General features: G+C 63.6%; 11 protein-coding genes. 8 read left to right on the plus strand and 3 right to left on the minus strand.

All coding sequences use genetic code 11. The features are described 5' to 3' along the window. Nucleotides 1–251: 251 nt before the first annotated feature. Entirely contained in the window at nt 252–3,047 is a 2,796-nt protein-coding gene (locus ACEK02_RS12040; protein WP_371421942.1) for a [protein-PII] uridylyltransferase, read from the minus strand. Between the two features lie 271 nt (nt 3,048–3,318). Between ACEK02_RS12040 and ACEK02_RS12045 the strand changes: the two genes are divergently transcribed. From ACEK02_RS12045 to ACEK02_RS12065, 5 genes are all read left to right on the plus strand, one after another. Further along, nucleotides 3,319–4,293 (plus strand): aliphatic sulfonate ABC transporter substrate-binding protein, encoded by a 975-nt coding sequence (locus tag ACEK02_RS12045; RefSeq protein ID WP_371421943.1) that lies wholly within the window; start codon nt 3,319–3,321, stop codon nt 4,291–4,293. Between the two features lie 102 nt (nt 4,294–4,395). Further along, nucleotides 4,396–5,238, plus strand: coding sequence for an ABC transporter permease (locus ACEK02_RS12050; RefSeq protein WP_371421944.1), 843 nt, complete (start codon nt 4,396–4,398; stop codon nt 5,236–5,238). Beyond that, nucleotides 5,238–6,017 (plus strand): ABC transporter ATP-binding protein, encoded by a 780-nt coding sequence (locus tag ACEK02_RS12055; RefSeq protein ID WP_371421945.1) that lies wholly within the window; start codon nt 5,238–5,240, stop codon nt 6,015–6,017. Before ACEK02_RS12050 ends, ACEK02_RS12055 begins: the two co-directional genes overlap by 1 nt. Nucleotides 6,018–6,074: 57 nt before the next feature. Further along, the gene (locus ACEK02_RS12060) at nt 6,075–6,584 is read left to right on the plus strand and encodes an OsmC family protein (protein ID WP_371421946.1); all 510 of its coding nucleotides are present in this window, start codon (nt 6,075–6,077) and stop codon (nt 6,582–6,584) included. A gap of 59 nt (nt 6,585–6,643) precedes the next feature. Continuing rightward, a complete protein-coding gene (locus ACEK02_RS12065; RefSeq protein WP_371421947.1) occupies nt 6,644–7,441 on the plus strand; it encodes a hypothetical protein in 798 nt (265 codons plus the stop codon). Here the strand turns inward: ACEK02_RS12065 and mutS are convergent. Beyond that, the gene (gene mutS, locus ACEK02_RS12070) at nt 7,438–10,164 is read right to left on the minus strand and encodes a DNA mismatch repair protein MutS (RefSeq protein ID WP_371421948.1); all 2,727 of its coding nucleotides are present in this window, start codon (nt 10,162–10,164) and stop codon (nt 7,438–7,440) included. The two genes, ACEK02_RS12065 and mutS, sit on opposite strands and share 4 nt — an antisense overlap. A gap of 234 nt (nt 10,165–10,398) precedes the next feature. Between mutS and pcaF the strand changes: the two genes are divergently transcribed. The 3 genes from pcaF to pcaG are packed head-to-tail and all read left to right on the plus strand — an operon-like array spanning nt 10,399 to nt 12,950. Beyond that, nucleotides 10,399–11,607: a 3-oxoadipyl-CoA thiolase gene (gene pcaF / locus ACEK02_RS12075; RefSeq protein ID WP_371421949.1), complete on the plus strand. Its 1,209-nt coding sequence runs from the start codon at nt 10,399–10,401 to the stop codon at nt 11,605–11,607. Between the two features lie 60 nt (nt 11,608–11,667). After that, nucleotides 11,668–12,369, plus strand: a complete 702-nt coding sequence (pcaH, locus tag ACEK02_RS12080) for a protocatechuate 3,4-dioxygenase subunit beta (protein ID WP_371421950.1) — start codon at nt 11,668–11,670, stop codon at nt 12,367–12,369. After that, entirely contained in the window at nt 12,369–12,950 is a 582-nt protein-coding gene (gene pcaG / locus ACEK02_RS12085) for a protocatechuate 3,4-dioxygenase subunit alpha (RefSeq protein ID WP_371421951.1), read from the plus strand. Before pcaH ends, pcaG begins: the two co-directional genes overlap by 1 nt. A gap of 46 nt (nt 12,951–12,996) precedes the next feature. Here the strand turns inward: pcaG and ACEK02_RS12090 are convergent, their stop codons facing one another. Further along, nucleotides 12,997–14,562 (minus strand): DHA2 family efflux MFS transporter permease subunit, encoded by a 1,566-nt coding sequence (locus ACEK02_RS12090; protein ID WP_371421995.1) that lies wholly within the window; start codon nt 14,560–14,562, stop codon nt 12,997–12,999. Between the last annotated feature and the right edge of the window lie 3 nt (nt 14,563–14,565).

Genomic DNA, 14,565 nt, shown 5'->3' on the forward strand with positions numbered 1-14,565 from the left:
CCAACGGTTCCCTCACCGGCTATGGCGGCGGCATCGCGCGCAAGCGATGGCTGCTAGAGCATGAAGGCGTGGTGGTGAAGTGACATACTAACCTCGCCCCGCTTGCGGGGAGAGGTCGCTTTCCGCATGCGAAGCATGTGGGAAGCGGGTGAGGGGGACTCTCCACTCGCTCCGAGCTTGCTGAGAGCCCCCCTCATCCGTCGCGGACTTGGTCCGCGCCACCTTCTCCCCGCAGGCGGGGAGAAGGAAAATCACGCCGCCGGCTTCTCCGCGATATCGCCGTTTGCCAGCAGATGGATCAGCGCGCGCTTGATCGCAGCCTGACGTGTCGGAGCGTTGATCTGCGCCCCGAGCAAATCGGTGACGTAGAACACGTCTCGCGCACGCTCGCCGAAGGTCGCCACATGCGCCGAGGCGATGTTCAGATTGAGCTTCGAGATCGCCGTGGTCAGCTGATACAGCAGACCGGGCCGGTCGAGGCCGGAGACCTCGATCACCGTGTAGCGATCCGACCACTGGTTGTTGACGATGACTTCCGGCTCCACCGTGAAAGCCCTGATCTTGCCCTTTGTCGTGGCGCGCTTCGCCACGGTTTCCGGCAACCGCACCTTGCCTTCGAGCACGTCCTCGATCATGTCGCCGATCCGTGTCGCACGGCGGCCTTCGTCGTCATCGCGATCGTATTCCCGGGAGATCGCGATGGTGTCGAGCGCGCGGCCATCGGTCGTTGTGTAGATCTGCGCGTCGACGATATTGGCACCTGCCGCAGCGCATGCGCCGGCGATGATCGACAGCAACCAGGGATGATCGACGGCCAGAATCGTGAGCTCGGTGACGCCGCGGGCTTCATCGAACCCGACATTGATCGCCAGCTTGTGCCCTGCCTCTTCCGAGGCGCGCAGGAAACGAGCATGGCGAATCTTGCGTTCGAGCTCGACCTTGAGCCAGTAGGCCGGATAGTGCCGCAAAATATAGGCGTTGAGATCCTGCTCGGGCCACTCGGTGAAGGCACGGCGGAATTCAGCCTGCGCCGACGCGATGCGCTGGGCGCGATTGACTTCCGAGAAACCACCGGTCAGCACCGGCTCGGTTTCGTAATACAGGGTTCGGATCAGTTGCGCCTTCCAGCCGTTCCAGACGCCGGGACCGACGCCGCGAATATCGGCGGTGGTGAGAATCGTCAGCAGCTTCATCTGCTCGACCGACTGCACCACGGCGGCGAAATTCTCGATGGTCTTGCTATCCGACAGGTCGCGCGATTGCGCCACCGTGGACATGGTCAGATGCTCCTCGATCAGCCAAGCGACGAGATCGGTGTCGGCGGCGTTGAAGCCGAGCCGCGGACATAGCCGCCGCGCGACCTTGGCGCCTGCGATGGAGTGATCTTCCGGGCGCCCCTTGGCAATGTCGTGCAGCAACACCGTGATATAGATCACCGCGCGATGTTCCGGGCGGATCTTACGCATCAGGTCGCTAGCGACAACGAACTCGTCATTCCCGCCGCGCTCGATCTCCTGAAGGATGCCGACACACCGCAGCAGATGCTCGTCCACCGTGTAGTGGTGATACATGTTGAACTGCATCATCGAGACGATGCGGCCGAAGGCCCGAATGAAATGACCGAGCACACCGGTTTCGTTCATCCGCCGCAGCACGATCTCGGCATTATCCGAAGTCAGGATCTCCATGAACAGCGCGTTGGCTTCGGGATTTTCGCGTATCTCCGGCGTGATCAACCGAAGCGACCGCGTTGCTGTCCGCATCGCATCAGGATGGAAGGCCAGATTGTGCTTCTGTGCCAGCCGGAAGAACCGCATCAGATTGATCGGGTCTTCCTTGAACACGTCGGGCGCAGCAAGGTTGATACGGTTGTTGTCGATGATGAAGGCGTCGCTGTCCGGCAGCCGGCGGCGATGCATCTCGGGCCGCAGCTTGGCCATCATGCGCGTCAGCGCCGGCGCCGGCTTGGCCTGCTGGTCTTCGAGCTTGGCGCACAGGATTGCGGTGAGATCGCCGACTTCCTTGGCAATCAGGAAGTAATGCTTCATGAAGCGCTCGACGTCCTGCATGCCGGGATGCGACGTATAGCCGAGGCGAACCGCGATCTCGCGTTGCAGGTCGAAAGACAGCCGCTCTTCAGGTCGTTTGGTCAGGAAGTGGATATTGCAGCGAACCGACCACAGGAAGTCTTCGCAACGCTTGAAGGTGCGGTATTCCTGCGGATCGAATACGCCGCGCGCCACCAGTTCCTTGCTGTCGCGCACCCGATAGACGTATTTCGCGATCCAGAACACGGTATGCAGATCGCGCAACCCGCCCTTGCCGTCCTTGACGTTGGGCTCGACCAGATAGCGCGACTGGCCGCCACGGCGATGACGCTCCTCGCGTTCGGCGAGCTTGGCGGTGACGAATTCGGCGGCGGTGCCCTGCACCACTTCGGTATCGAAGCGCGTGACCAGTTCGTCGTAGAGAGCCTGATCGCCGGTGAGGAAGCGCGTTTCCAGGATTGCGGTGCGGATCGTCATGTCGCCGCGCGCCTGCCGAATCGATTCATCCACCGAACGCGTGGCGTGGCCGACCTTCAGGCCCATGTCCCACAGGCAATACAGAATGACCTCGGCGACCTGCTCGCCCCAGGCGGTCTGCTTGTAGGGCAGGATGAACAACAGATCGATGTCGGATTCCGGCGCCATCAGCCCGCGGCCATAGCCGCCGGTAGAGACCACCGCCATGCGTTCGGCACCGGACGGGATTGGCGAATGATACAGATGCTTCGTCGCCGCAGCGAACAGCATGCGGATGATCTCATCCTGCACGTGGCAGAGCTGCTCGGCGCAGCGCCGGCCGTGCCGGTCTTTCAGCAGCACGGCCTCGGCGGCTTCACTGGCCTTGAGCAGTTCAGCCTTCAGCAGCTTGGCGACCGCGGCGCGAAACAAATCGTTCTTGCCGCGATGCTGCGCTGCAAGCGCGTCGATCTCGGCGGTAATCCGCGGCGTATCGAACTCGGTTTCGGTCGTGAGTTTGGCTTGTGTAGCAACGCTGTCCATGAACAACCCGGATATCGGACGGCGCAAGCGCTGTCACGGTGATTGTAGCCCCACAGCTAGTCCATGCTGCCTTTTGCGCAATCCGGGCAACAACGTTCTCGCGGCGGTGTCTTTGACGCATCATATCTTCTCGTTGACGAAACGCCATAACCAATTGAAATTAAAGCACGTTTTCGCACGCAGAGCGACCCGGACGTGATGCCATGACGCCCGCCGGATGCAAGTCGCCTTCCACCCTCACGTTTCGTCATTCCATCAGGGAGAGACCAGAATGTTCACGATGTCACGGCGCGCTGTTGCCGGTCTGATTGCTGCGGCTGCACTGCTGCCCGGAGCTGCCTTCGCCGCCGAGCCGCTCAAGGAAATCCGGCTCGATTGGGCGACCTACAATCCGGTCTCGATCATCCTCAAGCAGAACGGCCTGCTGGAGAAGGAATTCGCCAAGGACGGCGTGAAGATCACCTGGGTACAATCGGCCGGCTCCAACAAGGCGCTGGAATTCCTCAATGCCGGCTCCATCGACTTCGGCTCGACCGCGGGCTCCGCCGCGCTGGTGGCCAGGATCAACGGCAATCCGATCAAGTCGGTCTATGTCTATTCGCGTCCGGAATGGACCGCTTTGGTGACCGGCAAAGACTCCAAGATCGCCTCCGTCGCCGACCTCAAGGGCAAGCGGGTCGCGGTGACCCGCGGCACCGATCCCCACATCTTCCTGGTCCGCGCTTTGCTTGGCGCCGGGCTCACCGACAAGGACATCACCCCGGTGCTGCTGCAGCATGCCGACGGCAAGGCAGCGCTGATCCGCGGGGACGTCGATGCATGGGCCGGACTCGATCCGATGATGGCGCAGGCCGAGATCGAGGACGGCGCCAAGCTGTTCTTCCGCAAGCCGGACGCCAACACCTGGGGCATCCTCAATGTGCGCGAACAATTCCTGAAGGACTATCCGGATGCAGCGCGCCGCGTCCTCGCCGTCTATGAAGACGCACGGAAATATTCGCTGGAGAACTATCCCGAGCTGAAGAAAGCCTTCATCGGCGTCACCAAGCTACCCGACGCGGTTGTCGACAAACAGCTCAAGGAGCGCACCGAGCTGACCCACAGCCGCATCGGCGCACCCCAGCGCGAGTCGATCCTCGCCGCAGGCCTCGCTTTGCAGCAGGCCGGCGTGATCGACGCCAAGGTCGATGTGAAGGCGACGGTGGATGCATTGATTGATGATCAGGTGCCGCTGCCGAAGAGCTGACGCTCTCGCACTTGCGAAACCACCCTTCACCCTCCCCGCAAAGGGAGGGTGAAGCTTTTGACCACCTTGTAAACCAGATCGAGACGCGCTTCAGCTATGGCCATGACGCTCGACACGACTGCGCTCGACGCAACAGACACGCGTGCAAAAGCCGCGACCGACAAGCGCTGGCACCGTTATGCGCGGCCGGCGCTAGGCGTCGTACTGCCGCTGACGCTCGCTTTGGCATGGGAGCTTGCAGTGTGGTCCGGCTGGTCGAGCGGCCGGCTGGTGCCGCCACCGTCGCGCGTCTTCGCCACCATCCTGGAGCTTGCGCAAACCGGTGAGCTCACGCGTCACATCGCCACAACACTCATGCGCGTGGGCGCAGGCTTCGGCCTCGGCGTCATCGCCGGCACGCTGTTTGGCGCCATCTCCGGCTATTGGGGCGTCGCACGGCGACTGCTCGACCCCACCGTTCAGGCGCTGCGCGCCATTCCGTCGATCGCCTGGGTGCCGCTGTTCATCCTGTGGCTCGGCATCTTCGAAACCTCGAAGGTCGCGCTGATCGCCGTTGGCGTGTTCTTCCCGGTCTATCTCGGCGTGATGGGCGCAATCCTCTCGGTCGATCGCAAGATCGTCGAGGTCGGTCGCACCTTCCGCCTCTCCGGCCCCGCCATGATCCGCCGCATCCTGCTGCCCGCCGTGCTGCCGGCTTACGTTGTCGCGCTGCGCGTCGGTCTCGGGCTCGGCTGGATGTTCGTGGTTGCCGCCGAATTCATGGGCGCCTCCGAAGGGCTCGGCTATCTCCTGATCGACGGCCAGCAGCTCGGCAAGCCCGCGCAGATCCTCGCCGCGATCACCATTTTCGCACTACTGGGCAAGACCACCGACTGGCTGATCGAATTGATCACCACGCCATTGCTGCGCTGGCAGGATGCGTTCCGTCCGGGCGGAGAGACCTGATGCTCGCCCTCGACAAGGTCGGCAAGACCTATCCCAACGGCGTCCGTGCACTGGAGCGCTTCACCGCGCAAATCCCGCAAGGCGAGATCGTCGCCATTATCGGTGGCTCCGGCTGCGGAAAATCGACGCTGTTGCGCGCCGTGGCCGGGCTCGATCGCGCCTCGACCGGGAGTATCCGCATCGACGATATCGATATCAGCGCGCCGCACGAGAAGATCGGCATCATCTTCCAGGAACCGCGGCTGCTGCCGTGGCTCAGCGTCGCCGACAATATCGGCTTCGGACTGTCCGAGCTTCCTGTCGCCGCACGCCGCGAGACAGTCGCGCAGGCCCTGGCACGCGTCGGCCTGTCGGATAAAGCCAAGGCATGGCCGCGCGAATTGTCCGGCGGGCAGGCACAGCGCGTCGCCATTGCCCGTGCCTTGGTGCCGCAGCCGGAAGTGCTGCTGCTCGACGAGCCGTTCTCCGCACTCGACGCTTTCACGCGCCGCGACCTGCAGGATCACCTGCTGGATCTGTGGGCCGATACGCGGCCGACGCTGATCCTCGTCACCCATGACGTGGATGAAGCCGTCGTGCTGGCCGATCGCGTGCTGGTGATGCGGCCACGACCCGGCCGGCTGTTCGCTGAAATACAAGTCAACCTCGCGCGTCCGCGCGATCGGTCTTCGCCGCTGTTCGAAGCGGTGAAGCGTCGCGTGCTCACCGCACTGGATCGCTCTCTCGATCGCGACGTGCCCGATAGCGCACCTGCCGAGGCGGTCGGCGCGTGGTGGTGACAACATCGCCGCACGCGAATAGAATCTGCAACTAACAAAATCTCAGGGAGAGATATCATGGACGCCGCCGCGCTTCGCACCACCCAGGCCCCCATCAAGGAGCTCTACAAGACCGATCCCAAGGCGGCCTTCATCACGCTGAAGGCAAAAGGCTCGATCGACAATGACGGCATCGCCTGCAAGGTCGAGACCGGTCGCCAGATCGCCGCCGCCGGCCTGCATCCGGCGACTGGCGGCTCCGGGCTCGAACTCTGCTCGGGCGACATGCTGCTGGAAGCGCTGGTCGCCTGCGCTGGCGTCACGCTGAAGTCGGTGGCGACCGCCGTCGAAATTCCGCTGAAGTCCGGCAATGTGACGGCCGAAGGCGATCTTGATTTCCGCGGCACGCTCGGCGTCGACAAGGAAGCTCCGGTCGGCTTCGCCGAAATCCGCCTGCGCTTCGACGTCGATACTGACGCACCGCAGGACAAGCTCGATCTGCTGCTGAAGCTGACCGAGCGTTATTGCGTGGTCTACCAGACTATCAAGCATGGCCCGAAGGTTTCGGTGTCCCTCAACAGGGTGTAAGCAGGCGGGACTGTCCACCAAGAAAGAGGAGGCCAAGCACCTCCTCTCATCAGGCTTCCATGTCCCCCGAACTTGCCTTTCTCCTGACACTCACGCTGCGCATGGCGATCACCGCCGCTTTCGTGATCACCGCCGCCATCATTACCGAACGCTCCGGCCCGGTGATCGGCGCCCTAGTGGCGACGCTGCCAATCTCTGCGGGCCCGTCCTACGTTTTTCTCGCCATCGATCACGATGCCGCCTTCATCGCGCAGGGCGCGCTGACGAGCCTGCCGATCAACGCCGTGACAATGTTCTTTGGATTGACTTACATCTACCTGGCCCGGCGCCATAACGTCGTTGTCAGTCTCGGCACGGCGATGGTGGTGTGGTTCGGCCTTGCCATACTGGTCCGGCAATTCGAATGGTCATTGCTGGGGGGTCTCCTCGCCAATGCGGTGGCCTTCAGCATCTGCCTGCCGCTGATGGCGCGGTTTCGCCACGCGAAGATGCCGCTCATTACGCGGCGCTGGTACGACATACTGCTGCGCGCGGCACTGGTGTCCTCGTTGGTCGGCACAGTCGTCACGCTATCCGCGACCATCGGCCCGGCCGGTAGCGGCATCCTTGCGCTCTATCCCGTGGTGTTCACCAGCCTGTTGCTGATCCTGCATCCGCGCATCGGCGGCCTGCCGACCGCCGCGGTCATGGCCAATGGCGGCTGGGGCCTCATGGGCTTCGGCATCGCCGTCGCCACGCTGCCCATCACCGCGCCACGCTTCGGCTCGGCAATCGCGCTCAGCGTCGCGTTGGCAACCTGCGTGGTGTGGAATCTCGGCCTGTGGTCGTTGGGCCGCAGGAAGATTCGCAGCGTTTAGCCTTTGGGCAACTTGGCCTTCAGCGCATAGAGTGCATCCAGCGCCTCGCGCGGCGACATCTCGTCGGGATGCAGCGCCTTCACGGCATCCATCAGCAACTCCGCCTCCGACGGCGGAGCTGCTTCGGCCGGCGCGCGCGCGGTGATGGCGAATAGCGGCAGGTCATCCATCAGCGCCTTGGCGCTTTGACCGCGATCCTGCGCTTCCAGCTTGGCCAGCACTGACTTTGCCCGCGCGATCACCGCCGGAGGCAGGCCCGCGAGTTTCGCCACCTGAATGCCATAAGAGCGATCCGCCGAGCCCGGCAGTACCTCATGCAGGAACACCACGTCTCCGTGCCATTCCTTGACGCGCACCGTCGCATTGAACAGTCGCGGCAGTTTCGCGGAGAGTGCGGTGAGTTCGTGATAATGCGTTGCGAACAGCGCGCGGCAGCGATTGCTCTCGTGCAGATGCTCGATCGCAGCCCACGCGATCGACAGACCGTCGAAGGTCGCCGTACCACGGCCGATCTCGTCGAGGATCACCAGCGCGCGTTCGGTGGCCTGATTGAGGATCACCGCGGTCTCGACCATCTCGACCATGAAGGTCGAGCGTCCCCTTGCCAGATCGTCCGCGGCGCCGACGCGCGAGAACAGACGATCGACGATGCCGATGCGGGCGCGCGATGCCGGCACATAGCTGCCGATCTGCGCCAGCAGCGCGATCAACGCGTTCTGCCGCAGGAAGGTCGATTTACCCGCCATGTTCGGACCGGTGATCAGCCAGATCTGCCCGGACTTCTGCCCCGGCCCCGGCGAGAGATCGCTGGCATTGGCGATGAACGGCTGACCGTCGCGCTTCAGCGCCTGCTCGACGACGGGATGCCGGCCGCCTTCGATGGCGAACAGCAGCGAGTTGTCGACTTCGGGGCGCACATAGTTGTCATCGACCGCCAGCTTCGCCAGCGCCGTCGCCACATCCAGCAGCGCAAAGGCATGCGCCGCGGCACGGAGATCTTCCGACGCCTCAGCCACCATACCCGAAAGCCGCTCGAAGATTTCAAGTTCGAGACCCAGCGCACGGTCGCCGGCATTGGCGATCTTGGCCTCGATCTCGCCGAGTTCGGACGTGGTGAAGCGCACCTGCCCCGCCAGCGTCTGGCGATGGATGAAGGTCGCATTCAGCGGCGGTTGCATCAGCTTGTCGCCATGCTGCGCCGTGACCTCGACGAAGTAACCGAGCACGTTGTTGTGGCGGATCTTCAGACCCTTAACGCCGGTGTCATCGGCATAGCGCGCCTGCATCGCAGCGACCACAAGGCGCGAGGCGTCGCGCAGATTGCGGGTCTCGTCGAGTGCGGCTTCAAAGCCCTCGCGCACGAAACCGCCATCGCGCTTCAGCAGCGGCAGGTCGTCGGCCAGTGCGCGGGCGAACGTGCTGGCGAGCTCGCGGGACGGGCGCTGCAACGCGGCCATCGCAGCAGTGATATCCGCCGGCAGATTGTCTATGGCGCCGAGCCGCGCCAGCACCTGATCGGCGGCGAATACGCCATCGCGCAATGACGCCAGATCGCGCGGGCCGCCGCGACCGACCGACAGACGGGCCAGCGCACGCGACAAATCCGGCGCGGCGCGCAGAGCGACGCGGAGATCATCCCGTAAACCGCTGTCAGCGACGAAGGTGGAGATCGCGTCCAGCCTGCGGCCGATGGCCACTTCATCGGTCAGTGGCGCAGCCAGTCGCTGCGCCAGCAGGCGCGAACCGGCGGCCGTCACCGTGCAGTCGATGGCATCGAGCAACGAGCCCTTGCGCTCGCCGGCAAGCGTGCGCGTCAGTTCGAGATTGGCCCGGGTGGCAGGGTCGATCGCCATGGTGGTGCCGACCGCCTCGCGGGTGGGCGGCGACAGCGGCACGCGTTTGCCGACCTGGGTGCGCTCCACATAGGTGACGCAGGCGGCGGCGGCGGTGGCTTCCAGCCGCGACATGGCGCTGAGGCCATCCATGGTGGCGACGGCAAAATAATCGCATAGCCGGCGCTCGGCGGTGGCGCCGTCGAACACGTCGCGGGTGAGCGGCGTCACCGCCGACAACTCACGCAGCAACTGGCTGAGGTCGGGATCGCTATAGAGCGCATCCGTGACGATCACTTCATTCGGATTGATCCGCGCCAGGGTGGCGCCGAGTTCGCCAGTCGCACATTCGGTGACGATGAATTCCGCGGTGGAGATATCGATCCAGGCGAGGCCAATGCGATCCGCACCGCTTGAGCCCTTGCTGCGCGCGATCGCCAATAAATAATTATTGGCCCGGGCGTCGAGCAAATTCTCTTCGGTCAGCGTGCCCGGCGTGACCACACGCACGACATCGCGGCGGACCACGCTCTTGTTGCCGCGCTTACGCGCCTCGGCAGGATTTTCCATCTGTTCGCAGACGGCGACACGGATGCCGAGCGCGATCAGGCGATGCAGATAATCGTCGGAGCGCTCCACCGGAACGCCGCACATCGGGATGTCCATACCCTGATGCTTGCCGCGCTTGGTCAGCACGATGCCCAGCGCCCGCGACGCGACCTCCGCATCCTCGAAGAAAATCTCGTAGAAATCGCCCATCCGATAGAACAGCAGCAGGCCGGGATTGGCGGCCTTGATCTCAAGGTACTGTTCCATCATCGGAGACACTTTTGCGGTGTCTTCCACGCGGGGAGCGGGTTCTGGGGCGGTAATGGGCTGCTGGATTGTCATGGCGGCGGACGCTAGCAAATTTTGCGGGGCCGATCCCACCCGCGGCAGTCGCAAACCGTAGTTTTCCCCATCGCGGCGAGGCGGTTGACAAGTCAACTGCGATCTCATATCCGCAATTCCCAGGGACAACGCTGCCATCCAGCAGCGGCATTTGACCGGGTCGGCGGGGCTTCCTAAAAACACCGCGAAAATCCGGCAATCGAGCGCGGATGCAGTCCCCCAGGGAGAGAATTGATGAGCGATGTCTTTATCTGCGACGCCGTCCGCACCCCCATCGGCCGTTTCGGCGGCTCCCTTGCCAAAGTCCGCGCCGACGACCTCGCCGCAGCTCCCATTAAGGCCCTGATGGACCGCAATCCCGGCGTGGATTGGACTGCCGTTGAGGAAGTCTATTTCGGCTGCGCCAACCAGGCCGGTGAAGACAACCGCAACGTCGCCCGCATGGCGTCCCTGCTCGCGGGCCTGCCCGATTCGGTTCCCGGCGCAACCCTGAACCGTCTCTGTGCGTCAGGCCTCGATGCCGTCGGTGCCGGCGCCCGCGCCATCCGCGCCGGCGAAATCGATTTCGCCATTGCCGGCGGCGTTGAATCCATGACCCGCGCACCGTTCGTGCAGGGCAAGGCCACCGAAGCCTTCTCCCGCTCGGCGGAAATTTTCGACACCACCATCGGTTGGCGCTTCATCAACCCGCTGATGCGCGAGAAGTACGGCGTCGATGCCATGCCGGAGACCGGCGAGAACGTCGCGCAGGATTTCCAGATCTCCCGCGCCGACCAGGATGCCTTCGCCATCCGCTCGCAGCAGAACGCCGGCAAGGCGATCGCAGCGGGTTACTTTGCGGAAGAAATCATCCCGGTGATGGTGCCCGGCGGCAAGGCCGGTCCGACCGCCGTCGATAAGGACGAGCATCCGCGCCCCGAAACCACGCTGGAAGGCCTCGCCAAGCTGCGCCCGATCGTCCGCAAGGACGGCACGGTCACCGCCGGCAACGCCTCGGGCGTCAATGACGGCGCCTGCGCCATGATCCTCGCCTCGGGTGCCGCGGTTGAGAAGCACGGCCTCAAGGCCCGTGCGCGCATCCTCGGCCTCGCCTCGGGCGGCGTCGCGCCGCGCATCATGGGTATCGGCCCGGTGCCTGCGACCAAGAAGCTGATGGAACGCCTCGGCCTCAAGATCAGCGATTTCGACCTGATCGAACTCAACGAAGCCTTCGCCTCGCAGGGCATCGCGGTGCTGCGCCAGCTCGGCGTCAAGGAAGATGCTGATTTCGTGAACCCGCATGGCGGCGCGATCGCGCTCGGCCATCCGCTCGGCATGAGCGGCGCGCGCCTCGCGATGACCGCCGTGCACGGCATGGAAAAGCGCGGCGGCAAGCTGGCGCTCGCCACCATGTGCGTCGGCGTCGGCCAGGGCGTCGCCATGGCGATCGAGAAACTCAACTAACAAAGACGTTTTCAAGATTGCCGCCGCGGGATCCGCGGCGGCCAAAAAGGGAAAACCAGCATGACGCTAATCTATCCCGTCGAGAGCAATGCGGCCCACGCGCCGCGGCTGTCACCCGGCTACAAGAGCACCATCAAGCGTGCCCCGCAGAAGCAGCGCATCCTGATGCCGCACACGCTGTCGGAGACGACGGGACCGGTCTACGGCCACGAGACGGTACGCCCTGGCGATCATGACCTCACCACCATGCATGCCGGCGAGCCGCTCGGCGAACGCATCATCGTCCACGGCACGGTGATGGACGAGGACGGCCGCGGGGTGCCGAACACGCTGGTCGAGCTGTGGCAGGCCAATGCCTGCGGCCGCTATGTGCATGTCTGGGACCAGCATCCCGCGCCGCTCGATCCGAACTTCACCGGCGCTGGCCGCACCGTCACCGACGCCGCGGGCAACTACAAGTTCATCACCATCAAGCCCGGCGCCTATCCGTGGGGCAATCACCACAATGCCTGGCGCCCCGCCCATATCCATTTCTCGGTGTTCGGCCATTCCTTCATCTCGCGCCTCGTGACGCAGATGTATTTCCCGAACGATCCGCTGTTCCCATTCGACCCGATCTTCAATTCGGTCACCGACGAAAAGGCGCGACTGCGCATGGTGTCGGATTTCGACCTCGACACCACCGAGCCCGGCTGGGCGCTGGCCTATCGTTTCAACATCGTGCTGCGCGGCCGCAACGCTACCCCGACGGAGAATCACTGATGCCCGGAATTACCCCGTCGCAGACCGTCGGGCCGTTCTATGCCTATGGCCTGACGCCGAACGGCAAATATGCCTGGAACGACGCCTTCACCAACAACCTGCTGACGCCCGACGTCACCGGCGACAAGATTCACATCGAAGGCGTGATCTATGACGGCGACGGCAAGGTCGTGCCTGACGCCGTGCTGGAAATCTGGCAGGCCGACGCGCAGGGCCGTTTTGCAGATCCGCAGGACACGCGCGGGCTGCCGAATTCGAGCTTTCGGGGCTTCGGCCGCTCCGGCACCACCGACGCCGGCGAATATTCGTTCGACACCATCAAGCCAGGCAGCGTGCCCGGCGTCGACGGCAAGCCGCAGGCCCCGCATATCGTGATGGCCGTGTTCGGCCGCGGCATGACCATGCAGTCGATGACGCGCATCTATTTCGACGATGAAGCCGCGACGGCGGGCGATGCGGTGATGCAGCTTGTGCCGGCGGATCGTCGTGCAACGCTGATCGCGAAGAAGACTGCAGCAGGCGTTTATCGTTTCGACATTCACCTGCAGGGTGACAACGAGACGGTGTTCTTCGACGTGTGATGCTCATCTGATCGAAACGAAAAAGCGGCCTGCGGGCCGCTTTTTTTTATTCCATCACCGCCGGATGCTCGTCCGCACCCGGCTTGGCGGCCTGCGCGCGCAAGGTCGCCTTGGACGAGCCGATGATCAGTGCCATCGGGATCGCGCAGAGCGTCACCAGCATCACCATCTGATAATCGAGGCCGAATGCGATGATCGTTGCCTGCAGCGTGACGATGGCATCCATCATGGCGCGACCAGAGTCGGTGGCGAGGTTGATCGCGCTGGTCACGTTGGGCATCTGCAGCGCGTTGTTGAACGGCGTGATGTGCTCGACCAGCACCGCATGGGCCATGCGGGTGCCGGAAGTGAGCTGCGCGATCACGATGGAAATGCCGATCGAGCTCGCGACATTGCGCAGCAGCGTCAGCATCGAAGTGCCGTCGGTGCGCAGATGATTGGGCAGCGTCAGGAACGCCACCGTGGACAGTGGCACGAAGACGAGACCGAGGCCAAATCCCTGCGCGATGGAGACGATCACGATCTCCGGCACGCCGGTCTGATCGGTCCACATCGAGGTGAAGAACAGCGACACCGACATCAGCGCCATTCCCACCATGATCAGCGTGCGCGCCTCGATATATTTCATGATGCGCCCGACCAGCATCATCGCCACGAAAGTGCCGGAGCCGCGCGTCGCCAGCAATAGACCTGCCGTGAGGATCGGATAGCCGATCACATTCTGCAGATAGGGCGACGACAGAGCCATGGTCGAATACAGCACAAGCCCCATGACGGCCATGAACACGCAGCCGCCGACGAAATTCTTGTCCTTGAAGATCGCGAACTGGATGAACGGCTTCGAGGTCGTGAAGGAATGCGCGAAGAAATAATAGAAGCCGATGACCGAGACGATCGCCTCGATGACGATTTCGTTGGATTCGAGCCAGCCGAGCTGCTCGCCGCGGTCGAGCGCGAGCTGCATCGCACCGATGCCGATGGCCAGCGCCCCGAAACCGAACCAGTCGAATTTCAGTTCGGCATTGGTCTTGGTCTCGTCCATGAAGGCCAGCAGGCCGAACACCGTGACGATGCCGAATGGCAGATTGACGAAGAACACCCAGTGCCAGGAATAGGTCTCCGTCAGCCAGGCGCCCAATGAAGGCCCCATGATCGGCCCGAGCATCACGCCCATGCCCCAGATCGACATCGCCTTGGCGCGCTCATGCAGCGCGTAGCTGTCGAGCATCACCGCCTGCGACAGCGGCACGAGTGCCGCGCCGAACACGCCCTGCAAGAGGCGAAAGCCGACCATCTGGTTGATGTCCTGCGCGAGGCCACACAACACCGAGGCGACAGTGAAACCCGCCGAACAGATAATGAAGATCTTCTTGCGGCCGAACCGGTTGGCAATCCAGCCGACCGGCGCAGTCATGATGGCCGCAGCCACGATATAGGAGGTCAGCACCCAGTTGACCTGATCCTGCGACGCCGACAGCGTGCCCTGCATATAGGGTAGAGCCACATTGGCGATGGTGGTGTCGAGCGCCTGCATGATGGTCGCGGTCATGGCGCAGATCGTCACCATGTTCCGGCGAAAGCCGGGGACCGCGCTGGGAGATGGCGCCGACATGCT

The organism is Tardiphaga sp., from assembly GCF_041424195.1.
Classification (GTDB): Bacteria; Pseudomonadota; Alphaproteobacteria; order Rhizobiales; family Xanthobacteraceae; genus Tardiphaga.

Bases quoted from the DNA above. Each gene is read 5' to 3' on its own strand.
- ACEK02_RS12040 (WP_371421942.1), bottom strand. From the start codon at position 3,047: ATGGACAGCGTTGCTACACAAGCCAAACTCACGACCGAAACCGAGTTC.
- ACEK02_RS12045 (WP_371421943.1), top strand. From the start codon at position 3,319: ATGTTCACGATGTCACGGCGCGCTGTTGCCGGTCTGATTGCTGCGGCT.
- ACEK02_RS12050 (WP_371421944.1), top strand. From the start codon at position 4,396: ATGACGCTCGACACGACTGCGCTCGACGCAACAGACACGCGTGCAAAA.
- ACEK02_RS12055 (WP_371421945.1), top strand. From the start codon at position 5,238: ATGCTCGCCCTCGACAAGGTCGGCAAGACCTATCCCAACGGCGTCCGT.
- ACEK02_RS12060 (WP_371421946.1), top strand. From the start codon at position 6,075: ATGGACGCCGCCGCGCTTCGCACCACCCAGGCCCCCATCAAGGAGCTC.
- ACEK02_RS12065 (WP_371421947.1), top strand. From the start codon at position 6,644: ATGTCCCCCGAACTTGCCTTTCTCCTGACACTCACGCTGCGCATGGCG.
- mutS (WP_371421948.1), bottom strand. From the start codon at position 10,164: ATGACAATCCAGCAGCCCATTACCGCCCCAGAACCCGCTCCCCGCGTG.
- pcaF (WP_371421949.1), top strand. From the start codon at position 10,399: ATGAGCGATGTCTTTATCTGCGACGCCGTCCGCACCCCCATCGGCCGT.
- pcaH (WP_371421950.1), top strand. From the start codon at position 11,668: ATGACGCTAATCTATCCCGTCGAGAGCAATGCGGCCCACGCGCCGCGG.
- pcaG (WP_371421951.1), top strand. From the start codon at position 12,369: ATGCCCGGAATTACCCCGTCGCAGACCGTCGGGCCGTTCTATGCCTAT.
- ACEK02_RS12090 (WP_371421995.1), bottom strand. From the start codon at position 14,562: ATGTCGGCGCCATCTCCCAGCGCGGTCCCCGGCTTTCGCCGGAACATG.